Source organism: Deltaproteobacteria bacterium (assembly GCA_020848745.1).
In the GTDB taxonomy this organism is placed as follows: Bacteria; Desulfobacterota; Binatia; order UTPRO1; family UTPRO1; genus UTPRO1.
Genome location: JADLHM010000134.1, coordinates 15139 through 38131 on the forward strand (window position 1 = coordinate 15139; position 22993 = coordinate 38131).

Consider the following 22993-nt stretch of genomic DNA (forward strand, 5'->3'; position numbering starts at 1 on the left):
TCTAGTGCCGGAAGTGACGCCGGCCGGTCAGGATCATCGTCATGCCGTGCTCGTTCGCCGCGGCGATCACCTCGCCGTCACGGACGCTGCCGCCCGGCTGGATGACGGCGCGCACACCCGCCGCCGCGAGCACGTCGAGCCCGTCACGGAAGGGAAAGAACGCGTCCGACGCCGCGACCGTGTTCGCCGTCGCGAGCCCGGCCTGGCCCGCGCGCAGGATCGAGAGCCGGGCCGAGTCGACCCGGCTCATCTGGCCGGCGCCGACGCCGATCACCTGATCGCGGCTCGTCACGACGATCGCGTTCGATTTGACGTGCTTGCAGATGCGCCAGGAGAAATCGAGCGCCGCGAGGTCGTCGGCCGACGGCGCCCGCGTCGTCGCGACCTCGCACTTGGTGACGTCGACCTCGGCCAGATCGCGGTCCTGTACGAGAAAGCCGCCGACCACGCGCTTCACGTCGCGGCTGCGTCCCGCCGGGCCGCGCCAGGCCTCGCGGGCGGCATCGAAGAGGTCGACCTCCTCGTCCAGGTCGAGCGAGAGCACGCGGACGTTGGCGAGCTTCTTCGACGACTGGAACACGTCCATCGCCGCCGGCGCGACGCGCGGCGCGATCACCACCTCGAGGAAGAGATCCTGCATCGCCTCGGCGGTCGCGCGGTCGAGCACCCGGTTCACGGCGACGATGCCGCCGAAGATCGAGACGGGATCGGACGCCCGCGCCTTGGCGAACGCGTCGACGAGCTCGGCGGCGATGGCGACGCCACAGGGGTTCATGTGCTTGATCGCGACCGCCGCCGGCACCCGGAACTCCTTCACCAACTCGAGCGCGGCGTTGGCGTCGACGAGGTTGTTGAAGGACAGCTCTTTGCCGTGGATCTGGCGGGCGTTCGTCACCGACGGCTCGTCGACCGGCGCCGCGTCACGATAGAACGCCGCCCGCTGGTGCGGGTTCTCGCCGTAGCGGAGATCCTGCACCTTGACGCCGACGAGACGCGCGCTCGGCCCGAAGGGCTTGTCGTTCGTCGCCGCCGCGAGGTAGTCGGCGATCGCGGCATCGTAGCGTGCGGTCAGCGCAAACGCCTTCTGCGCGAGCCGGCGATTGGTCGCCGCCGATACCCCGCCGTCACGCGCGAGCTCGGCCATGACCTCCTCGTAGTCGGCCGGATCGGTGAGCACCGTGACGTCGGCGTGGTTCTTCGCGGCCGACCGCACCATCGACGGGCCGCCGATGTCGATGTTCTCGATCGCCTCGGCGAGCTTCGTGTTGGGCCGCGCGACGGTCTGCTCGAACGGATAGAGGTTCACGACCACCAGGTCGATCGGGCCGATGCCGTGGCGCGCCATCTGCTCGCGATGGCTCGGCTCGCCGCGGATGCCGAGGATGCCGCCGTGGATCTTCGGGTGCAACGTCTTCACGCGTCCGTCGAGGATCTCCGGCTGCCCGGTGTAGTCGCTGACCGCGGTGACCGGGATGCCCCAGGCGACGAGCGCCTTCGCGGTGCCCCCGGTCGAGAGGATCTCGACGCCGGCCGCGGCGAGCGCGCGGGCCAGGCCCTCCAACCCCGTCTTGTCGCTGACGCTCACGAGCGCGCGCGCGATGCGTGCCATGTGAACCTCCTCCTATTGCTCGGCTGCGACCCGCGGGACGCGGGCCCCGACGCGGGTCACGAGCTCGTAGGGAATGGTACCGACGGCCGCGGCGACCTCCTCGACCGGCACGTCGCGCCCCCACAGCTCGACCTCGTCGCCGATCGCGACGCCCGGGACGTCGGTCACGTCGATCATGATCTGGTCCATGCAGACGCGCCCCGCGATCGGCACCCGGCCGCCGCGCAGGCTCACCTGCGCCCGATTCGAGAGCGCGCGCGGATAGCCGTCGGCATAACCGACCGGCAGCGTCGCGATCACGCTCGGCCGCGGCGCGACGAACGTGGCGCCGTAGCCGACCGCATCGCCGGCGCCGATCAGGCGGAGCGCGATCACGCGGGTGACGAAGCGCATCACCGGGCGCAGGCGGGCGCGGGCGCGGAGCTCCGGCGCGGGGTGGATGCCGTAGAGCGCGATCCCGGGACGCACGAGATCGAAGTGCGCCGCCGGCGCGACCAGCGTCGCCGCGCTGTTCGCCGCGTGCACGAAGCGGGGCCTGAGACGCGCCGCCTCGAGCGCGCGCACCAGGGCGGTGAAGCGCTCCAGCTGCCGCCGCGTCTCGGGGCCCTCCACGCTCTCCGCGTCGCAGAAATGCGTCATCAGGCCCTCGACGGTGACGCCGTCGATCCCGGCGAGGCTCGCGAGGAGATCCGCCGTATCGGCGGGCGCGATGCCGAGCCGGCTCATGCCGGTATCGACCTTCACGTGGAGCGAGACCACGCGGCCGGCGGCGCGCGCCGCCTCCGCGAGCGCCCGCGGCGTCTCGGCTTCCCAGACGACGGGCGCCAAGCGCGACTCGACGACGGTCGCGTAATCCGCCGGATACACGCCGCCGAGCACGACGATCGTCCCCTGCACGCCGGCCGCCCGCAGATCGCGCCCTTCAGCGGCGGTCGCGACGGCGAAGCGTTCCGCGCCCGCGTCGCGCAGCAGGCGACCGACGAGCGTCAGGCCGTGACCGTACGCGTCGGATTTCACCACGGGCAGCACCCCGACCGTGCCCGCAATCCGCCCGAGCTCGGCGAAATTGTCGGCGAGCGCGCGCCCGTCGATTTCGGCGACGGTCGGCCTCGCCTGCAGCTCGGGTCCCATCTGGAGTGTCGTCGCGAGTCGGAAAACGAAGAACGGACCTCGTAGCCCAGGGTCGGCGGGTTGTAAAGGATTCCTCCCCGCGACGCCGGATTTTGCGCGCACCGCGCCGGCATGGCACGCTCGGGCATCGATGTCGCCCTCGCTGTCTCTCACCGTCAACGGCGAGCCGTACGATCTGCCGGAGCCGATGACGGTCGGCGCGCTCCTCGCGCGCCTCGGCGTCGCCGCCGCGCGCGTCGCCGTCGAGGTGAACGAGGACGTCGTTCCGCGCGGCTCGTACGACACACATCGACTCGCCGCCGGCGACCGCGTCGAGATCGTCCATTTCGTCGGCGGCGGCTGAGCCGCAAAGGAGCACTCCGTGCACGATCCGTTCGTTCTCGCAGGCAGGAGCTACACGTCGCGCCTCATCGTCGGCACGGGGAAGTACCGCGACTTCGAGGAGACCCGCCGCGCCGTCGAGATCGCGGGCGCCGAGATCGTCACGGTCGCGGTGCGACGGGTGAACATCACCGACCCGAAGGCCCCGAACCTGCTCGATCACCTCGACCCCAAGCGCTACACGATCCTGCCGAACACCGCCGGCTGCTACACCGCGGAGGACGCGATCCGCACGTGTCGGCTCGCACGCGACGCCGGCGTCGGCGACCTCGTGAAGCTCGAGGTGATCGGCGACGAACGGACGCTCTTCCCCGACGTCGCCGCAACGCTCGCGGCCGCCGAGAAGCTCGTCGGCGAGGGATTCCAGGTGTTGCCCTACGTCACCGACGACCCGGTCGCCTGCAAGCGCCTCGAGGAGATGGGCTGCGCGGCCGTGATGCCGCTCGCCGCGCCGATCGGCTCGGGCCTCGGCATCCGCAATCCCTACAACCTCCGCATCATCCTCGAGCACGCGAAGGTGCCGGTGATCGTCGACGCGGGCGTCGGCACCGCGTCCGACGCCGCGGCGGCGCTCGAGCTCGGGTGTGACGCCGTGCTCATGAACACCGCGATCGCCGGCGCCGCCGATCCGCTCCTCATGGCCGAAGCCATGCGGCTCGGCGTCGAGGCGGGACGGAAGGCGTTCAAGGCCGGCCGCATCGCGCGGAAGCTCTACGCCACCGCGTCGAGCCCCCTCTCCGGCCTGATCCAATGACCGCGGGCGCGGCGACGCCGCGCGCGCCGCGCGTGATGTTGGTCGTCACCGTCGACGACGCGATGGCGCGGCGGGAGACCATCGCCGCGGCGCTCGCCGCCGGCGCCGACGCGCTCCAGCTCCGCGATCGGCGCGCGGGCGGCGGCGCGCTCCTCGTCGCCGCCCGCGCGCTGCGCGCGCTCACGCGCGCGCACGGCGCAGCGCTCGTCGTGAACGACCGCGCCGACGTCGCGCTCGCGGCCGCCGCCGACGGCATCCACCTCCCGGCGGCGGCGTTCCCGATCGCCGCCGCGCGCCGCCTCCTCGGACCGGAACCATGGGTCGGCCGCTCCACCCACACCCCCGAGGAAGCCGCCCGGGCCGCCGCCGACGGAGCGGACTACGTCGTTCTCGGCCCCGTCTTCGCGACCCCGTCGAAAGAGGCCTACGGTCCTCCGCTCGGGCTCGAAGCCCTCGCCACCGGGGTCGGGCGCGCGGCGTGCCCGGTGATCGCCATCGGGGGTATCACGAGCTCGAACGCGGCCGACGTCCGTCGTGCCGGCGCCCACGGTCTCGCCGTGATCCGCGCCGTCCTCGACGCGCCCGATCCGGCAGCGGAGACGCGCGCGCTCGCGGCGGCGATGCGCGGGCGGGCGACATCGCGATCGCCTTAGGGACCACGCAGGCGCCTGCCGTCGACTGGCACCTGCCGTCGAGCGGAGCCAACGTTCAGGGCGTGAAGGGAATACCTGCTTCGCGCCAGAAAGTTCCCTGACTCCATTGGTATTATTCCCTTGACTCGATCGTCGGCTACCGTCTAAGCCCTGATCGTACTCTCACCTTACGCGGCGTCTTCGGGGCCCGCACCTGGAGGAAATGCAGATGAAGCCAGTCCATTCGGTCACGCTGTTGGGTCTCGCGGTGGGCCTGTCGATGTCATTCGCGCCTGCCGCAGCGACGGCGGCCACGATCACGGTCAACCCCGGCGACTCGATCCAGGCGGCGGTCGACGCCGCGTCGCCCGGCGACACGGTCAAGGTCATGCCCGGCGACTATACCGAGCCTGCACTGTCCGGCCCGGCGGTGCGCATCACCAAGTCGATCAAGCTGCTCGCCAAGAGCAAGCTCAAGGACAACGTTCGGGTGCGCATCCTGGCGGGCCCCGGACAGAGCGACGGCATCCTCGTTGAGCCCGCCAATCCGGGCGATCCGGACATCGTCGGCCTCAAGATCCAGGGCTTCACCGTCGAGGGGTTCCCGGGCAACGGCATCTGGCTGAAGCACGTGCAGAAGTTCACGATCCAGGGCAACGAATCGGTCAACAACCTGGAGAACGGCATCTGGCCGACCCTCTCGGCGAACGGCAACGTAAAGAAGAACGTGTCCTACGGCGCGCAGGACAGCGCGCTCTGGGTCGAGGCGTCGGAGAACGTCCGCGTCATGCAGAACGAGCTCTACGACAGCCCGACGGGCCTCGAGGTCACGATCTCCAAGGGCGTGAAGGCGACGAAGAACTACATCCACGACAACACGGTCGGCGTCGGCCTGTACCATCCCAACGGGGCGGGTATGGTCGCTCCGCCGAACCTCCTCGCCGGCGGCGACTGGGTGTTCAAGAGCAACCGCATCGTCAACAACAACAAGCCGAACACGGCGCCGCCCGGGTCCATGTCGGCGGCGCTGCCGCCGGGCGTGGGCGTCCTGGTGCTCGGCGTGGACGGCGTCACCCTCGAGAAGAACGAGATCACGGGGAACGACTTCGTCGGGGTCGCCGCGCTCGACTGGTGTATCGCGGTGGACGATTCGGATTTCGATTGCGACACCAATCCGCCGGCCTACCAGTCGGCACCGGACAACAACTTGATCAGGAAAAACGAGCTGGGGACCAACGGCGCCAATCCGCCCCCCGGCATTTTCGGGCTCCTCGCGGGGGATCTAGCGATGGCGGCGTTCCCCTTCCCCCCGTACGCGGCGATCGGCGGACACAACAATTGCTTCACCGACAACGAGCCGGTGCCGCCCCAAGCGAGCGTATCGTTCAACAAGATCGGCACGAATGGCATCGAGTGCAACTAGAGCGGCCTAGGCCGGCGGGCGCGCGTTCAGCGCGCGCCCGAGGTGCCGCGCGGGGGTGACAGAGCCCCTGCGCGGCAGCTCGACCATCCTCCGACGCTTCGGTGGGCCGGAGGCGGACGAGCTGACGATCCTCTGTCGTGCCGAAGATCCGTGGAAGAATCCGGCGGCGGAGGCTGAGGCGGCCTACCAATCGCTGGCCGTCCGGCTCACCGGCGAGCAGGCGTCGTTTCGGGATCTCGTCACCGAGACGATCTTTCTGCGCGACATTCGCCGCGACCTGCCCTCGGTGCTCGACGCACGGGCACGTGTCCTGGCGGCGGTCGAGCACGGCGCCGATGCCCCGCCGCCGGCGTTCATGCAAGAAGCGCCGCTCGCCGGCGGGGACGTGGAAATCGCGGCGGCGGCGGTGGTTCCGCGTCGCCGCGACGCCTGGGCGGTGCGCGACGTCGCGGCGGCGCCGGCGTGCCCGTGTGCGGGGTGCGCTCGGTCGGCTGCGCGTCTGGTGCGCCTCGGCGACCAGACGTCGCTCCACACCACCAACGTGCACGGCACGGGCAGCGACGCCTTCGCGCAGGCGCTCGACATGTTCGACGCCGCCGAACGGTTGCTCGCGCGCTGCGGCATGGGGTTTCGCGATGTCGTCCGCACCTGGATTTACCTGCGCAACATCGATCGCGACTACGACGCGCTGAACCGCGCGCGGCGCGAGTTCTTCGAGCGCCACGGCCTCGACCTGCGGCCGGCCAGCACCGGCGTCGCGGGCGTGCCGTTCCCCGACGTGCACGACTTCTCGATCCGCCTGCATGCGGTGCGATCGGCGCGCCCGCTCGCCATCGCGCCGATGTCCACCCCGACGCTCAACGAGGCATGGAGCTACGGCGCCGACTTCTCGCGCGGCCTGCGGGTCGCCGAGGCGAACAAGGTCGCCCTCTACGTCTCGGGCACCGCGAGCATCGACGAGGCCGGGCGGACCGTCCACGTCGGCGACGTCGCGGCCCAGGGCGAGCGCATGCTGCGCAACATCGCGACGCTGCTCGCCGGCCAGGGGGCTAGTTTTGCCGACGTGGCGTCCGGGGTGCTCTACCTGAAGCGACCCGAAGACGCGCCGGTGCTGCGCGCGCTCTGCCGCCAGCGCGGCTTCGACGGTTTTCCCTGCGCGCTGGTCGAGGCGCCGCTCTGCCGGCCCGAGCTGCTCTGCGAGGCGGAAGCGGTAGCCCTGCTCCCCTTCGACGTCGCGTAGGCGTAGATACCTACCATGCTCAGATCGGATCAGTCGGCCGCGATCGCGGCCATCCTCGGGGTGGCGCTCCTGGCGCCGCCGTTCCTCGCCGGCTGCAATCGCGAGCCCCGTACGCAAGCGATCGTCGCCGCCGCCGACACGGCTACGGCGCAAATGAGGATCACCTACCCACAGGAGGGCACCCTCTTCCCGCCCGAGATCGTCGCCCCGACCGTGCTCTGGAACGACGAGACCGCCGGGGTCGATCGCTGGTACGTGGTGGTGCGCGACGACGCCGGCGTCGAGGTGCTGCGCGAGACGGTCGACGCGCCGCGCTGGCGCCCGACCGAGGCGCGCTGGCGCGAGATCAAACTTCGCAGCGCGGAGCGCGACGCCGAAGTCATCGTCGCGGGCGTCAACCAGGCCCGCCTGGGGGACGTGCTGTCCGCGGCGCGCGTTCGCATCCGGACCTCCAGGGATCCGGTCGACGACGCGCTCTTCTACCGCGAAGTGCCGTTGCCGTTCCTCACCGCCGTCCAGGATCCCTCCCGCATCCGCTGGCGCTTCGGCAGCATCGATCAGGAGGCCGGGCCGCCGATCGTGCTGCAGAATCTGCCGGTGTGCGGCAACTGCCACTCCTTCGCCGACAACGGCAGCGCGCTCGGGCTCGACGTCGACTACGGCAACGACAAGGGCGGCTACGGCATCCTGCCGGTGTCCTCGCACATGGTGATGAACGACGAGAAGATCATCACCTGGGCCGACTACAAGCGCGCCGACGGCGAGCTCACCTTCGGCCTGCTGTCGCGCATGTCGCCGACCGGGCGCTACGTGGTCAGCACGGTCAAGGATCGTTCGGTGTTCGTCGCCATCCCCGACCTGATGATCTCGCAGCTCTTCTTCCCCATCAAAGGCATCCTCGTCGTGTACGATCGGGAGGCGAAGACCTTCACCGCGCTGCCGGGCGCCGACGATCCGCAGTACGTGCAGACCAACGCGGTGTGGAGCCCGGACGGCCGCGAGCTCGCGTTCGCCCGCGCCACCGCCTACCGCGCCGAGCGCCTCGAGCAGCAGAACAGCGCGCTCGTGGACGAGAAGGACGTGCCCGAGTTCACCGTCGACAAGAAGCCGTTCCTCTACGACATCTACCGGATCCCCTTCAACGACGGGAAGGGCGGCACGGCGGTGCCGATCGAGGGCGCGTCGAACGACGGGATGAGCAACTACTTCCCGAAGTACTCGCCCGACGGGAAGTGGATCGTCTTCACCAAGTCGAAGAGCTATATGCTGCTCCAGCCCGACAGCGAGCTCTGGATCATCCCCGCCGCGGGCGGCGCGGCGCGGCGCCTGCGCTACAACACGCCGCGCATGAACTCCTGGCACAGCTGGTCGTCGAACAGCCGCTGGCTGGTCTTCTCCTCGAAGGTGAACGGACCGTACACCCAGCTCTTCCTCACCCACATCGACGACGACGGCAACGACAGCCCGCCGGTGCTGCTCGAGCGCTTCACCTCACCGGATCGGGCGGCGAACATCCCCGAGTTCGCGCACCTGCCCGGCAACGCCATCGCCGACATCCGCGAGCAGTTCCTGGACGCCTATTCGTTCCTGCGCGCCGGCCTCGCCAATCAGAACACCGGCGACCGCAAGGGGGCGGAGCGCGCCTACCGGCGCGGTCTGGAAGTCGCGCCCGACAACGCCGAGTTACGCAACGCGCTCGGCTGGGTGCTCTACCAGGACGGGCGGACCGCGGAGGCGGTCGCCGAGTACGAGCGTGCGGTCGCCGCGGACCCCAAGAACGCCAAGGCGCACAACAACCTGGCGCTGGCGCTGGTCGAGCTCGGCAAGCTCGACGATGCCGCCACGCACTTCTCGGCCTCGCTCGCGATCGAGCCCAAGGCGGAGATCCACAGCGACCTCGGATTCGTCCTGGCGCGTCAGGGCCGCACGGAGGACGCGCAAGCCCACTACCGCCAGGCGCTGGCGCTCGATCCGAACTGCGCCTCGGCGCACCTGAACCTGGCCGTGACCGCCGTGCAGGCCGGCGATCTGGCAGGGGCCGAGTCCCACTACCGCCTGGCGCTGCCGGGACGGCCGACCGCCGAGACCCACAACGGGCTCGGTTTCGTGCTCGCCCGCCAGGGACGCGCCGACGAGGCCATTGCCGAGTTCCGCAAGGCGATCACCGTCGAGCCGAAGTTCACCCCGGCGTACAACAACCTGGCGGAGGCGCTGGCCAAGCAGGGCAAGCTCGAGGAGGCGGTGGACTACTACCGGCGCTCGCTCGCGCAGCGGCCGAACCCGACCGTTCACAACGCGCTCGGCGTCATCCTGCGCCAGCTCGGCCGAGAGGACGAAGCGGCGCAGCAGTTCAGCAAGGCCAAGGCCCTACAGTTTGCGCGGTAGCCTGGCTGATCAGGACCTATCCGCCAGCGGAAAAATCCCTTGACTCAGCGAAAGCCGGGAAGGGAAGATGCGGCGGTGGCGCGCCCACGGCCCGCGATGCGCCGATCCCAATCCATAGCCCGCTAGACAGAGGAACCTCATGACCAGACTCGAAGCGAGGACGGCGACGGCCGTGAAGACGATCACCCGACTGACCGGCGGCGCGCTCGCCCTCCTGGCGATGATGCTGCTGTGGATGCCCGACGCGCACGCGTATCCATCGTACAACGACGGGGCCGGCAACGGCTGCGTATCGTGCCACACCGGCTTCACGAATGCCGGTGCGCTCCACTTCCAGCACTACAGCCAGTTCGGCATTCAAGACTGCAACCTCTGCCACCAGAACGGCGGCGGCACCAAGCCCGTGCTGACGTACTGGAGCGGTCCCGGCGGCGGCTACGGCTGCGCCGGGTGTCACGGGCAGGACTACGGCGAGATCTCGCCGAACAGCGGCCTGCCGAAGGCCACCGCCTACGGCCTGCGCCAGTTCCACATCAGCAACGGCTTCGCGACATGCGGGTGCCACCAGCCCGGCACGCTCGGCCATCCGAATCCGTTCCCGGCGCTCTTCGGCGAAAACGTCGCACCGCCGTACTTCCAGCCCATGTTCAGCGGGTTGAGCGACCCGTGCTCGAGCCAGCAAGAGGATATCCCCTACGATCTCGACAGCGTCGGCCTCGACAACGACGGCGACGGCGCGGCCGACTACCCGGCCGACAGCGATTGCCCGGTGCCGGCGACCCCGACGCCCACTCCGACACCCGCCGCCGCCTGCGGCCCGGCGCCCGCCTTGGGCTGCATCGCATCCGGCAAGGGCAGCCTGCTGGTCGACGAAAAGAAGGTCGGGAAGGAGAAGCTGAAAGTCTCGCTCGGCAAGTTGCAGCCGGCCGTCGCGCAAGGGCAGTTCGGCGACCCGGTGAACGGCACCAGCGTCTACGCGGTCTGTATCTACGACGCCGCGAACCAGCTCAGGGGCGCGTACTCGCTCGTGCCGCCGGGGCCGTTGTGCGGCACGAAGCCGTGCTGGAAGACGGTGTCCGACAAGGGCTACATGTACAAGGACAAGGACGCCACGTCGGACGGCCTCGTGCAGGCAAAGCTGACCGGCGGCGACGCCGGCAAGGGCGCGGTCAAGATCCAGGGCAAGAACTCGGGCGGCAATCTGCCGACCGGGGTGGTCGCGGGTCTGCTGAACAACCCGAGCAGCGCGACGGTCCAGATTCTGTCGAGCGACGCCGCCTGCTTCAACCTCGGCCTCACGGAGATCAAGAAGGCCGAGAGCACGGTCTTCCAGGCTGCCGGCCCCTGAGCGTTCGCGACCGCGCTTCGGTAGACCATCGTAAGCCGATGCACGGTGGGCCATCGCATCGGAGATCGGGGAGACGCATGCGGAACTCGCGGGAACGGCGCGGAACGGCGCGGACGCTCGGCATCGTCGCGGGCCTGCTGATCCTCGCGGCGAGGTCCGCTGCCGCGCTCGACGGCGAGTCGCTGCGGCTCCTCCTGCTCGGGGCGCAGGACATGAACACGCCGCAGGTCACCATGCGGGCCGACATCGCGATCGCCCTGGAGACCCATACGGGACCGCGCGCGACCCGGGCGATCGCCTTCTTCGCGCCCGGGAAGGACGCCCGCTGGTACCTCCAACTGGAGGATCCGGCCCTCGCGGCGCTCGTCCGCGGTGCCGAGCGGAAGGTGATGACGCGCACCGCCGGCAGCATCGTGACGAGCGCGATCGGCGAGCCGATCGACGACCTCGGGATCAGCTACGAGGATGTGAGCCGCTTCGTCGCCGACGACTTCAAGCTCTGGCAGATCGCGGACGAAGGCACCGACGTCGTGCTCGCCGGGGGCCATCCTCAGGTGGAGTCCGCGTACGTCTACCGCGCGTACACCTTCGACAAGACGCGAACGATCCCCCTCAAGGTGCAGTTCTACGCGAAGACCCTGAACAATCTGGTGAAGCTCCGGACCGACTCGGACCACATCCTGATCGGCAAGAAGTGGTTCCCGGGCAGGATCGAGATCCAGAACTTCCTCGACAACTCCAAGACGACGCTCACCATCCGCTGGTCCCAGGCGGCCTCGGTTCCGCCCGAGCTGCTCGCGCCCGAGAGCTTCGGAGGCGCCGCACCGGTGTCGTGGAGCACCCCCGTTCCCGCCGCGACCACGACGCCGTAGCCGACCGACCGCGCCGTCAGATCCGGCGCCGGTCGTCCGCGGAGTAGGGATACTCCATGTGACGCGCGGTCTCGCGCGCGACGCGCTCGCCATGGAGCCGCGCCACCACGCGGAGCGCCATGTCGATGCCGGCCGAGATGCCGGCCGAGGTGACGACGTGCCCGTCCTCGACGACGCGCCGGGCGTCCTCGACGACGGCGCGCGGTGCGACCTCGCGCAAGAGATCGAGCGCGTGCCAGTGGGTCGTGGCGCGCCGGCCGTCCAGGAGCCCGACCTTGCCGAGCAGCAACGCGCCGGTGCAGACCGACGTGAGCGTCGGAACGACGGCGCCGCGCGCCGCGATCCAGTCGAGGACCGGCGGGCGTTCGAGAAGCCGGCGCGTCCCCCACCCGCCCGGAACGACCAGCAGGTCGAGCGGCGGGCACTCGGTGAGCGTGCAATCGGGGAGCACGCGCAAGCCGCCGGTCGCGACGACGACGTCGCCGGTCTCGGCGACGAGCCGCACTTCGAAAGGCGACGGCTCCTCGCGGCGCCGCGCCTCGTCGAGCCGTGTCACCGAGAACACCTCGAACGGTCCACAGAAGTCGAGGACCTCGACGTCCGGGAAGACGACGATGCCGACCCTCGTGCGGTCCATGGCTCAGGCCCGCGAACCGGCGGCGCGGCCCCCGGCGCCGAAGGCGCGAACCATTTCCACGATCTCGGGCGCCACCTTCTCGGGTGACCCGGCGTCGAACGGCGGGTCCGGATCGTATTCGATACCGAGCTGCACGGCGCGCGCGAAGTCGTCCCCGACGATACGCTGCGCGAGCCTGAGCGCCATGTCGATGCCGGCGGAGACCCCGGCGGCCGTGACGATCTTGCCGCTCTCGACCGACCGCGCCTTCACGGGCTCCGCGCCGTACTCGCGAAGCACCTCGAGCGACGCCCAGTGCGTCGTTGCGCGGCGCCCGCGCAGCAAACCGGCGGCGGCGAGGATCAACGCCCCGGTGCACACCGATGTCGTCCACGTCGTGCGCTCGTGGATGCGGCGCAACCACTCGAGCGTCGCCGTATGGCGCTGCACGTTGACGTCCCCCGGGCCGCCCGGAACCAGCACGAGGTCGGCGGCCTCCACGTCGGCGACGGCCGCCGTCGCTTCGATCCCGAGAAAGCCGGTGTCGCTCGTGACGATGCCGGCACGCGATGCCACGAATGCGAGCTCGGCGCCGGGCAGCCGCGACAGCACCTCGTAGGGCCCAATCGCGTCGAGCGCCGTGAACCCCTCGTACAGCAGGATGGCGATCTTCATCCTCGTTCCTCCCTTTCTTCAATGAAGCGTGGCGCGGAAGCGATGGCGATACGCCGCCGGCGGCACCCGCACCGTCCGCAGGAACGCTCGCCGCATCGACTCGGCGGTACCGAAGCCGCACGCGCTCGCGATCGAGTCGACGCCGTGCATCGACTCCTCGAGCCGGCGACGCGCGGCCTCGACGCGCACCGACTCGACGAAACGCGCCGGAGTCATGCCGACTTCGCGCGTGAAGACACGGGCGAAGTTCCGCGGGCTCATGGCGACGCGGAGGGCGAGGGCCGGCACCGAGAGATCGGCGTCGGGGTGGTCGCCGATCCAGACCTGCAGGTCGCGCAGCGGCTCCCGATCGGCGACCTGCGCGGCGAGCTGCGCGCTGAACTGCGACTGCCCGCCGGGTCGGCGCAGGAACATCACGAGCTGACGCGCCACCTCGAGCGCGAGCCCGCGCCCGTGGTCGTCCTCGACCAGATGGAGCGCGAGGTCCATGCCCGCCGTCACGCCGGCCGAGGTATAGACGCGTCCGTCGCGCACGAAGATCGGGTCGGGCGCGACCGTGACCCGCGGGTACTGCTTGGCGAGGGTGGCGCACCACGCCCAATGCGTCGTCGCGCGCCGGCCGTCGAGGAGACCCGCCTCGGCCAGCACGAAGCTCCCGCTGCAGACCGACCCGTAGCGGCGCGCGCGGGGAGCGAAGGCGCGGAGCCAGCGCAGGAGATCCGGGTCGCGGACGGCTGCGGCCGTACCGCGGCCGCCGGCGACGAGGAGCGTATCGACGCCCATCCGCACCGCCCGGATCGAGCGCGTCGCGACGATCCGCATGCCCGAGGAGCACGTGAGCGCGCCGGCACGGCGGGCGACCACCTCGACCTCGTACGCCGGAGCCCCGCCGCCGCCGCACTCGGCCAGCAGGCGGGAAGCGCACCCGAACACCTCGAGCGGACCGGTGACGTCGAGGATCTGCACGTCCGGGAAGGCGACCATGACGATGCGGCGCGTGGCCGGATACCGTGACATGCGCCGAGACTCGGCCATTCCCGCTTTGGCCGCAAGGTCATTGACCCAACGAATCCTGCCAATCCATGCGGCCGCGATCCCGCGGCGCGCCGGCGGGAGATCAGCGACGGGACGGCCGGGCGCGCCGCTTCGGCGCCCGCGCCGCGTTCACGCACTCCCCGAACGCGCGCCGCCAGTTCGTGACCGTGCCGAGCTGCTGGATGTACGACTCCAGGCCGACGAGCGCGCGCACCAGGAACACGCGGTGCCCCGGCGCCTTGAAGATTCGGTGCTCGACCGCGATCTGCGCGACCTCCATCGCGCGCTCGAGCGATTGGTACCGCTTCGGATCGTAGTCCGCGTCGACGAGCGCGGGCTCGAACACGATGCGCATGATGCGGATCATCGCCGCCGGGTCGTCGGTGGGGTCGAGGAATCCGAGGCGCACGAAGCACTCGCCCATCGCCGCCGCGTCATCGGCGAGGAGCGCCACGGCGAGGTCGAGGTACGCGCGCCGGATCGGCTCCTCGAAGACGCGCACGCTGCCGAGATCGAGCATGCAGAGCCGTGGATGGTGGGTGACCATGTAGTTCCCGGGATGCGGATCGGTGTGGAGGATCCCGAACTCGAACACCTGGCGCCACAGCACACGGAAGTACTTGAGCGCGACCCAGTCCTTGAGGCTCTGGTCGACCCCCGGCGCCAGGATGTCGGCGAGGGGATAGCCTTCGATCGCCTCCATCGTCAGCACGCGGCGCGACGAGAACTCCGGGACCGGCCGCGGAATCGCCACCTCCGGATCGTCGGCGAAGAGCGCGCGGAAACGCACCAGGTTCTTCGCCTCGTTCACGTAGTCGAGCTCCTCGCGCAGCCGGTCTTCCAGCTCGCGCGCGACCTCGGTCGCGTCGATCTTCTGCTTCATCACGTCGCGCCCGATGCGCACGAGGGTCGCGATGAGGGTCCGGATGTTCTTCAGGTCCTGGACGACCGTGTCCTCGACGCCCGGATACTGGATCTTCACCACCACCGCCTCGCCACTCGGAAGCCGCGCGCGGTGCACCTGACCGAGGGACGCCGCCGCGAACGCCTCCGGCTCGAACTCGGCGAAGAGCTTCTCCGGCGGTCTGCCGAGCTCGCGCACCACCTGCGCGCGAATGACGGCGGCGTCCATCGGCGGGACCGACGACTGAACCGTCGAGAGCACGGCGAGCGCCTCCGCCGGCAGGAGATCGTTCCGCATGCTCAACATCTGCACGAGCTTCATGAAGGCGCCCTTGAGCTCGGTCGATCCTTCGACGATGCGGACGGCGTTCCGGACGTGCGCGTCGAGGAGATCGCGCTCCGTGCGCTCCGACGATTGGAACGGACGCTTCAACGCCTGCCAGAGGTAGCTCCCCCCGACCGAAGTCGTGAGGCTCCCGACCTTGAGCACGCGGCGCGCGCGTCCCGTCGTGAGCGCGGGGCCGCGCCCGCCCGCCGGCGCGGCGCGCTTCCGAGGGCGTGGAGCATCCGGCGGCGGCTGCGGCGCGCGCGGGCTCATGCGATCCGATTGATGCGGCTCGCGGCGACGCCGGCTCCGAACCCGTTGTCGACGTTCACGACCGTGACGCCGGCGGCGCAGCTGTTCATCATCGCGAGGAGCGCGGCCAGCCCCCCGAAGCTCGCACCGTAGCCGACGCTGGTCGGCACCGCGATCACGGGACGCTCCACGAGCCCGCCGACGACGCTCGGCAGAGCGCCCTCCATGCCGGCCACGACGACCGTGACGCGGGCGGCGCGCAGCCGCTCGCCGTGCGCAAGCAGGCGGTGAAGGCCCGCGACGCCGACGTCGTAGACCCGCTCGACGCGGTTCCCCATGAGCTCCGCGGTGCAGGCCGCCTCTTCGGCGACCGGGAGATCGGCGGTGCCCGCCGAGGCCACCACGATCGTCCCCCTCTCCTCCACCGCGGCGGGCGACGCCACGCGCACCGCGAGGCGCGCGTCGGCGTGGTACGCGAAGCCCGGGAGTCGCGCCGCGAGCGCGGCCGCGCGCTCGGCGTCGAGGCGGGTCACGATGGCGCTTTGACCCGCGTCCGCGAGCCGCGCCGCGATCGCGACGATCTGCTCGAGCGTCTTGCCCTCGCCGAAGACGACCTCCGGCATGCCGGTGCGGAGCTCGCGGTGCAGATCGGGCTTCGCGAAGTCGAGATCAGCAAACGGCAGGTCGCGCAACGCCGCGACGGCGCCGGCCACCGTCTCCTCCCCGCGCCGTACTCGCGTCAACAGCTCTTCGAGGCCGCGGAGGTTCACGATCGGGGAAGCTAACCCGCGGCGATCGGGTGCACAATGACCTCGCGCACCGCGCGCGCGTCGGCGCGCGTTACCTCGATCGTCACGCGCGCGAGCTTCACCCGCACGCCCGCGCGCGGCACGCGCCCGAGGTGCGTGACGACGAGCCCCGCGATCGTCTCGTAGTCGCCGGTGGGCAGGCGCCACGGGAAGATCTCGTTCAGCCGGTCGACCTCCATCGCGCCCTCGACGCGCGCCGTGCCGTCGCTACGCGGCTCGAAGAGGATCTCGCGCTCGTCGTACTCGTCCTCGATCTCCCCGACGATCTCCTCGAGCAGGTCCTCGACGGTGACGATTCCGATCGTCCCGCCGTGCTCGTCGACGACGACCGCCATGTTGATGCCGCGCCGTTGCATGAGGCGCAGCTGTTGGTGCGCGAGCCGGTTCTCGGGCACGTAGAGCGGCGGCCGCATGATCGCGCGCACCGGCTCGCCGAGCCGCGTCTCGCCGAGGAGGTCGAAGGCATGGACGACCCCGATGATGTTGTACATGCGCTGATGGAAGACCGGCACGCGCGAGACCTTCTCGCGCGCCGCGAGCGCGAGGGCCTCCTCGATTGGCGCGTCGTCGCGAACCGCGTAGATGTGGATGAGCGGAACCATGACTTCGTGCACGCGGGTCTCGCGGAACTGGAAGATACGGCGGATGACCTGCGGCGACGAGAGCGGGACCTCCTCGCCGGGACGCTCGCGACGCAGGAGATCCGACAACACCTGGCCGAGCGTGGGAATCCAGCGGTCGTCGCGCCCGCCGGTCACGACCACCGCGCCCGACTCTATCCACCGCAGCGGCGTGCAGGCGAGCGCGAGCGTGCGATGCGCGAACGTCCGGATCGGCGCGGGCAGCACCCGGCGCTGCGCTTGCGCGAGCGCGCGCGGCAGGAGATCGGCCACCAGGACCGCGACCGGAGCGGCGACCAGCACGGGCAGCGCGACGACGCTCATGCCGTCGGTCGAGACGAGGAGTGCCAGGCCGCTCGCGCCGGCGGCGACCACCGCGGCCACCGCCGCGCCGGCCTCGAGGCTCGCCGCGGTCCGCGGAGCGAGCGGCGCGTAGAGCGCCGCCGAGCCGCCGGCCGCGATCGCGCGCAAGCCGAGCGCGAGAAGCGCTACCGCGAGGAGGACGACGACCATCGCTGCACGCGCACCAGGGCCACGGCCGGACCGTCGAGCTCCTCGACCGTCATGCGGCAACCGTCCATGTCCACCGACTCGCCGACTGCCGGCACCCTCCCCATGCGGTCCATCACCATGCCCGCGATCGTCGTCCCGTCCTCGGACGGCGGGAGCGCGAGCTTCAAGCGAGCATTCAGCTCCTCGACCGAGACGCGGCCGCTCACCAGGAACGTCCCGGGCCCACGCCGCCGAATCGCCGGCTCCTCGTTCTCGTCGAGCTCGTCGCGCATCTCGCCGAAGAGCTCCTCGAGCAGGTCCTCCATCGTGACGAGGCCGACGAGGCTACCGTACTCGTCGAGGACGAGCGCGATGTGGACCTTGCGGGCGCGGAACTCGCGGAAGAGCTCGCCGACCGGCTTCTCGGCCTGCACGACATAGGGCTGGCGGAGCAGCGGCCCGATGCCGTCGGCGCCGAGGGCCACGCCGAGGACGTCCTTCACGTAGAGGAAGCCGACGACGTCCTCTTTCTCGCCGCGATGAACGGGCAGGCGCGAAAAACCGTACGCGCGCATCACGGTGAGCAGGTCAGCGGGCGCGATGTCGGCCGGCACCGACACGATATCGCGGCGCGGAGTGAGCACGTGGCGCACCGAGCGCTCCCCGAACCTGACCGCCTTGGCGACGAGCGCCCGCTCGGCATCGACCAGCTCCGATTCGCTCTCGCGGCTGAGCGCGGCCATCTCCTCGGGCGCGAAGACGTTGTCACCCGACGGCGCCTCGCCGAGAAAGCCGTGTGCGAGCGCGCGCCCGACCGTCTTGAGCGCGGCGGCGAGCCCCCGGAGCGGCGCCAGCATCCACCCGAGCGCCGGGCCGATCGTAGCGTGGCCGCGCGCGAGCCGCCGCTTGGCGATGCCCGCCGCCGCGCCGCGGAGCACGAGGATCGCGATCGCCGTAGCGACGACGACCGCGACACCGCCGCGCAGACCGTCGTACCGATATCCCGCCGACGCGCCGAGCGCCGCCGCCGTGACCAGTGCGAGCTCGCGGCCGAGCGCGAGCGCGATGACGAGCCGGCGCGGATGGCGGTGCAGCTCGTAGAAGAGCTCGCCGAGCTGGCGCGGGCCCGCGGCGGTGCGCGCCACGTCGCGCGCCGCCGCGAGCGTCGCCTCGGCGCCGGCGAGAAGCGTCCACGCCAGGAGCGCCAGCGCGAAGGGACCCAGCACGGTCCACTCCGACGCCGACGACAGATGCGCGAGTACGTCGCTCACGGCCGGAAGTGTTCGTGGCCCGGAGCGCCCGAGAGCGCGAGCGGCCGCCCGGCGGCGTCGACGACCGCGACGCCGCTGCCGGCCGCGACCGTACCGATGCGGGTGATCGCGACGCCGAGCCGGAGCCGTGCGAGCGCGGCGCGCTTCCGCGGCGATGCCGTGAAGAGCAGCTCGTAGTCCTCGCCGCCCGTGAGCGCGAGCTGCCGAGCGGCCGCGGGCGCGAGCCCGGCGAGGCAGCGGGCGAGCGGCAGGCGCTCCGCCTCGAACGCCAAGTGCCGGCGGCTCGCGCGCGCGAGCCGTTCGGCATCGATCGCGAGGCCGTCGCTGACGTCCATCATCGCCGTCGCAATGCCGCCCGCCGCGAGCGCTTCCCCGGCCCGCAAGCGCGCGACCGGTCGACGCCACCGCCGTCGTGCGGTCTCACCCGCGGAAACACTACGGGCGCCCAGGAGCAGGCGCAACCCGAAGGCCGCGCCGCCGAGCGCCCCCGTCACCCAGACGTCGTCGCCGACACGCGCCCCACTCCGCAGGGCCGGCCGCGCCGGCGCCTCGCCGAGAACGCTCACCGTGAGCGAGAGCTCCCGCGCCTTCGCGAGATTGCCGCCCGCGAGCGCCGCGCCCGCGCGCCTCGCCGCCGCATGGACGCCGCGCACCACGCCGCGGAGCTCCGCGACCGGCCACGACGGCGGCGCCGCGAGCGCGAGCAGCACCGCCCGCACCCTCCCCCCCATCGCCGCCACGTCGCTCGCCGCGACATGGAACCCCCGCCACCCGAGCTCCCACGCCGAAAGCCAGGAACGCCGGAAGTGCACGTGCTCGACGAGCGCATCGGTGGTCAGCAGGAGCGGATGGCGCGATCTCGCGACGACCGCCGCATCGTCCCCCGGCCCGACGGCAACACCATGCACCGGCCGAACGAGCCGCGAGATCTCTTCGAGTAGCGCGACCTCACCAACGTCGCGCAAGCGGCGCGACTTCTTCCTCAAAAGGAATCGGCAACCCCGGCCGGTCGTTCAAAAAGGGTCAGATGCAAGGCGCGAGGGAGCGAGCGCGGAGGCGTAGCGGAGCTACGCCGCACAAGCGAGTCGACCACCCTCACGGGTGCAAGCGAGCAACGCAGCAGATGGCCCTTTTTCAACGACCGGCCTCAGCCGAACATTTCCTTGACTTTGTCGAAGAATCCCCGCGACATCGGATGCACCTCCTGCCCCGAGCTCTTCGCGAACTCCTCGAGCAGCTCCTGCTGGCGCTTGGTGAGCTTGCGCGGCGTCTCGACCACGACGCGCACGACGTGGTCGCCCCGTCCGTAGCCGCGGAGATCGGCGATGCCCTTGCCCTTCAGCCGGAAGAGCGCACCCGATTGCGTGCCGGGCGGGATGCGCATCTTGTGCTTGCCGTCGATCGTCGGCACCTCGATGTCGGCGCCGAGCGCGGCCTGCGGAAAGCTGAGCGGGATGTCGCAGATGACGTCGCTGTCCTCGCGCCGGAAGAGCGCGTGCTCGCGGACGCGGATCACGACGTAGAGATCGCCCGACGGTCCACCGCCACCGCCCGCTTCACCCTCGCCGCGGAGCTTCAGCCGGGAGCCGGTATCGACGCCGGGCGGGATCTTCACGCTGAGGTTCTGCGTCCGGCGCACCGCACCCTGCCCCTGGCACTTCGGACACGGCTCGCCGATGACGCTGCCCTGCCCGCTGCACTGGCCGCACGTCTTCGCGATGCTGAAGAAACCTTGCTGGAACCTGACCTGGCCCGACCCACGGCACGCCTGGCAGGTCTTCGGCTTGGTGCCGGGCTTGGCGCCCTGGCCGTCACAGGTCTCGCACGTCGCCATCCGCGGGACGGTGATCGTCTTCTCGCAGCCGAAGGCGGCTTCCTCGAAGGCGAGGTCGAGATTGTAACGGAGGTCGTCGCCGCGCCGCGCGCGGCTCCGGCCCCGGCCGTTGCCGCGCGCCTGGCCGAAGAAGTCGCCGAAGATGCCGCTGAAGATATCCTCGAAGCCGGCGCCGAAGTCGAATCCGCCGCCGGGACCCTCGAACGCGGCCGCGCCGAACCGGTCGTACTGCGCGCGCTTCTCGGGATCGGAGAGGATCTGGTAGGCGGCCGAGCACTCTTTGAAGCGCTCCTCCGCCTCCTTGTCCCCCGGGTTGCGATCGGGGTGGTACTTGAGCGCCTGCTTGCGGTAGGCCCGCTTGATGTCCTCGTCGCCCGCGTCCCGGGAGACCTCGAGCACCTCGTAGAAGTCGCGTCGCGCGGCGGGCATCAGGCGGCGTTATAGCGGAAGCGGCCGAACCGTCTACTCCTTGACCTCTTCGAAATCGGCGTCGACCGCGTCGTCCCGACCCGGCTGCGTCCCGGCGCCCTCGCCGCCCGCGCTCGTCCCGTCGCCGCCGCCGGCCGCGCCCTGCTGCGACGCCTTGGCGTACATCGCCTCGGCGAACTTGTGGGCGGCCTGCTCGAGCGCCGTCCGGGCCGACTGCATCTGGCCGGAGTCGCCACCCTCCAGCGCCTTCTTCGCGCTGTCGACCGCCGACTGCAGCGCGCCCTTCGCGGCCGCATCGACGTCGGCCGGTGCGTCCGCGATCGACTTCTCGGCGCGATACACCACCTGATCGAGCTGGATGCGCGCCTCGACCTCCTCGCGCCGCTTCTTGTCCTCGGCGGCGTTCGCTTCTGCTTCCTTCACCATCTTCTTGATCTCGTCCTCGGAGAGACCGCTCGACGCCGTGATCTGGATCGACTGCTCCTTGCCCGTGCCGAGGTCCTTGGCGTGGACGTGGACGATGCCGTTCGCGTCGATGTCGAAGGTGACCTCGACCTGCGGCATGCCGCGCGGCGCCGGCGGGATCCCGACGAGATCGAACTGGCCGAGCAGCTTGTTGTTGGCCGCCATCTCGCGCTCGCCCTGGAAGACCCGGATCGTGACCGCGTTCTGATTGTCCTGCGCCGTCGAGAAGACCTGGCTCTTCTTGGTCGGGATCGTGGTGTTCTTCTCGATGAGCTTGGTGAACACGCCGCCCAGGGTCTCGATGCCGAGCGAGAGCGGGGTCACGTCGAGGAGCAGGACGTCCTTCACCTCGCCCTTCAGCACCGCGCCCTGGATGCCGGCGCCGATCGCGACCACCTCGTCGGGGTTCACGCCCCTGTGCGGGTCCTTCCCGAAGAGCTTCTTCACGCGCTCCTGCACCGCCGGCATGCGGATCATGCCGCCGACGAGGATCACCTCGTCGATGTCCTTCACGCCGAGCCCGGCGTCGCGGAGCGCGGTCGTGCACGGCCCCTCGAGGCGATCGAGCAGATCCGCGACCAGCACCTCCAGCTTGGCGCGGCTGAGCTTCATGTTGAGGTGCTTCGGACCCGTCTGGTCGGCGGTGACGAACGGCAGGTTGATGTCCGTCTCCATCGCCGTCGAGAGCTCGCACTTCGCCTTCTCGGCGGCTTCCTTCAGACGCTGGAGCGCCATGCGGTCGTTGCGCAGGTCGATCCCCTGATCCTTCTTGAACTCGTCGGCCAGGTAATCGATGATGCGCTGGTCGAAGTCCTCGCCGCCGAGGAAGGTATCGCCGTTGGTCGCCTTCACCTCGAAGACGCCGTCGCCGAGTTCCAGGATCGATACGTCGAACGTGCCGCCGCCGAGGTCGAAGACCGCGATCTTCTCGTCTTTCTTCTTGTCGAGGCCGTAGGCGAGCGCGGCCGCGGTCGGCTCGTTGATGATGCGGAGCACGTTCAAGCCGGCGATGCGACCGGCGTCCTTGGTGGCCTGGCGCTGGCTGTCGTTGAAGTAGGCCGGGACCGTGACAACGGCCTCGCTGACCGGCTCGCCGAGATGGTCCTCGGCGGTCTGCTTCATCTTCTGGAGGATGAAGGCGGAGATCTCCGCGGGGCTGTACTTCTTGCCGCGAATCTCGACCCAGGCGTCGCCGTTGTCGGCCTTGACGATCTTGTAGGGGGAGATCTTGAGGGCCTTCTGGACCTCCGGGTCCTCGAAGCGGCGGCCGATGAGGCGCTTCACCGCGAAGATGGTGTTTTCCGGGTTCGTGATGGCCTGCCGGCGCGCGATCTGGCCGACGAGACGCTCACCGCCCTCCGTGAACGCCACCGTCGACGGCGTGATGCGACTGCCTTCGGCGTTGGTGATCACGACGGGGTCGCCCGCCTCGACGATCGCGACGCAGGAATTGGTGGTACCGAGATCTATGCCGATGACTTTCGCCATTATC

20 protein-coding genes are annotated in these 22993 nt (G+C 70.5%); 8 read left to right on the forward strand and 12 right to left on the reverse strand.

Annotated features, from left to right (window positions below; all coding sequences use genetic code 11):
* Nucleotide 1: 1 nt before the first annotated feature.
* Entirely contained in the window at nt 2-1609 is a 1608-nt protein-coding gene (gene purH / locus IT293_19135; GenBank protein MCC6766780.1) for a bifunctional phosphoribosylaminoimidazolecarboxamide formyltransferase/IMP cyclohydrolase, read from the reverse strand.
* Between the two features lie 12 nt (nt 1610-1621).
* Nucleotides 1622-2740 (reverse strand): alanine racemase, encoded by a 1119-nt coding sequence (alr, locus tag IT293_19140; protein MCC6766781.1) that lies wholly within the window; start codon nt 2738-2740, stop codon nt 1622-1624.
* Between the two features lie 142 nt (nt 2741-2882).
* On the opposite strand from alr, the gene thiS reads away from it, so the two are divergent.
* The 8 genes from thiS (at nt 2883) to IT293_19180 (ending at nt 11775) form a co-directional block, all read left to right on the forward strand.
* Complete coding sequence (gene thiS / locus IT293_19145; protein ID MCC6766782.1) at nt 2883-3083, forward strand: sulfur carrier protein ThiS; 201 nt, start codon at nt 2883-2885, stop codon at nt 3081-3083.
* Nucleotides 3084-3101: 18 nt separating this feature from the next.
* A complete protein-coding gene (locus IT293_19150) occupies nt 3102-3875 on the forward strand; it encodes a thiazole synthase (protein MCC6766783.1) in 774 nt (257 codons plus the stop codon).
* A complete protein-coding gene (gene thiE, locus IT293_19155) occupies nt 3872-4528 on the forward strand; it encodes a thiamine phosphate synthase (GenBank protein ID MCC6766784.1) in 657 nt (218 codons plus the stop codon). Before IT293_19150 ends, thiE begins: the two co-directional genes overlap by 4 nt.
* 208 nt (nt 4529-4736) lie before the next feature.
* The gene (locus tag IT293_19160) at nt 4737-5930 is read left to right on the forward strand and encodes a right-handed parallel beta-helix repeat-containing protein (GenBank protein MCC6766785.1); all 1194 of its coding nucleotides are present in this window, start codon (nt 4737-4739) and stop codon (nt 5928-5930) included.
* Between the two features lie 55 nt (nt 5931-5985).
* Entirely contained in the window at nt 5986-7170 is a 1185-nt protein-coding gene (locus IT293_19165) for a hypothetical protein (GenBank protein ID MCC6766786.1), read from the forward strand.
* 15 nt (nt 7171-7185) lie between these two features.
* Nucleotides 7186-9555, forward strand: a complete 2370-nt coding sequence (locus IT293_19170) for a tetratricopeptide repeat protein (protein ID MCC6766787.1) — start codon at nt 7186-7188, stop codon at nt 9553-9555.
* 139 nt (nt 9556-9694) lie between these two features.
* A complete protein-coding gene (locus IT293_19175; protein ID MCC6766788.1) occupies nt 9695-10903 on the forward strand; it encodes a hypothetical protein in 1209 nt (402 codons plus the stop codon).
* 77 nt (nt 10904-10980) lie between these two features.
* Nucleotides 10981-11775, forward strand: a complete 795-nt coding sequence (locus IT293_19180) for an outer membrane lipoprotein-sorting protein (protein MCC6766789.1) — start codon at nt 10981-10983, stop codon at nt 11773-11775.
* A gap of 16 nt (nt 11776-11791) precedes the next feature.
* On the opposite strand, the gene IT293_19185 is transcribed toward IT293_19180, so the two are convergent.
* The 10 genes from IT293_19185 to dnaK all read right to left on the reverse strand — a co-directional run bounded on the left by IT293_19185 (nt 11792) and on the right by dnaK (nt 22989).
* Complete coding sequence (locus tag IT293_19185; protein ID MCC6766790.1) at nt 11792-12412, reverse strand: DJ-1/PfpI family protein; 621 nt, start codon at nt 12410-12412, stop codon at nt 11792-11794.
* A 3-nt stretch (nt 12413-12415) separates the two neighbouring features.
* Nucleotides 12416-13066: a DJ-1/PfpI family protein gene (locus tag IT293_19190; protein MCC6766791.1), complete on the reverse strand. Its 651-nt coding sequence runs from the start codon at nt 13064-13066 to the stop codon at nt 12416-12418.
* 18 nt (nt 13067-13084) lie between these two features.
* Nucleotides 13085-14083 (reverse strand): GlxA family transcriptional regulator, encoded by a 999-nt coding sequence (locus tag IT293_19195; protein ID MCC6766792.1) that lies wholly within the window; start codon nt 14081-14083, stop codon nt 13085-13087.
* A gap of 100 nt (nt 14084-14183) precedes the next feature.
* Nucleotides 14184-15602, reverse strand: a complete 1419-nt coding sequence (locus IT293_19200; protein ID MCC6766793.1) for an AarF/ABC1/UbiB kinase family protein — start codon at nt 15600-15602, stop codon at nt 14184-14186.
* Nucleotides 15599-16351: a nickel pincer cofactor biosynthesis protein LarB gene (gene larB / locus IT293_19205; GenBank protein MCC6766794.1), complete on the reverse strand. Its 753-nt coding sequence runs from the start codon at nt 16349-16351 to the stop codon at nt 15599-15601. The genes IT293_19200 and larB overlap by 4 nt, the downstream gene beginning before the upstream one ends.
* Before the next feature lie 11 nt (nt 16352-16362).
* Nucleotides 16363-17523, reverse strand: a complete 1161-nt coding sequence (locus tag IT293_19210) for a CBS domain-containing protein (protein MCC6766795.1) — start codon at nt 17521-17523, stop codon at nt 16363-16365.
* Nucleotides 17499-18773 carry an HlyC/CorC family transporter gene (locus tag IT293_19215; protein MCC6766796.1) on the reverse strand — a complete coding sequence of 425 codons (1275 nt, stop codon included), beginning with the start codon at nt 18771-18773 and terminating at the stop codon, nt 17499-17501. The genes IT293_19210 and IT293_19215 overlap by 25 nt, the downstream gene beginning before the upstream one ends.
* Nucleotides 18770-19738, reverse strand: coding sequence for a thiamine-phosphate kinase (gene thiL / locus IT293_19220; protein ID MCC6766797.1), 969 nt, complete (start codon nt 19736-19738; stop codon nt 18770-18772). The genes IT293_19215 and thiL overlap by 4 nt, the downstream gene beginning before the upstream one ends.
* Before the next feature lie 182 nt (nt 19739-19920).
* Nucleotides 19921-21036, reverse strand: a complete 1116-nt coding sequence (dnaJ, locus tag IT293_19225; GenBank protein ID MCC6766798.1) for a molecular chaperone DnaJ — start codon at nt 21034-21036, stop codon at nt 19921-19923.
* A 33-nt stretch (nt 21037-21069) separates the two neighbouring features.
* Complete coding sequence (gene dnaK / locus IT293_19230) at nt 21070-22989, reverse strand: molecular chaperone DnaK (protein ID MCC6766799.1); 1920 nt, start codon at nt 22987-22989, stop codon at nt 21070-21072.
* Nucleotides 22990-22993 lie beyond the last annotated feature (4 nt).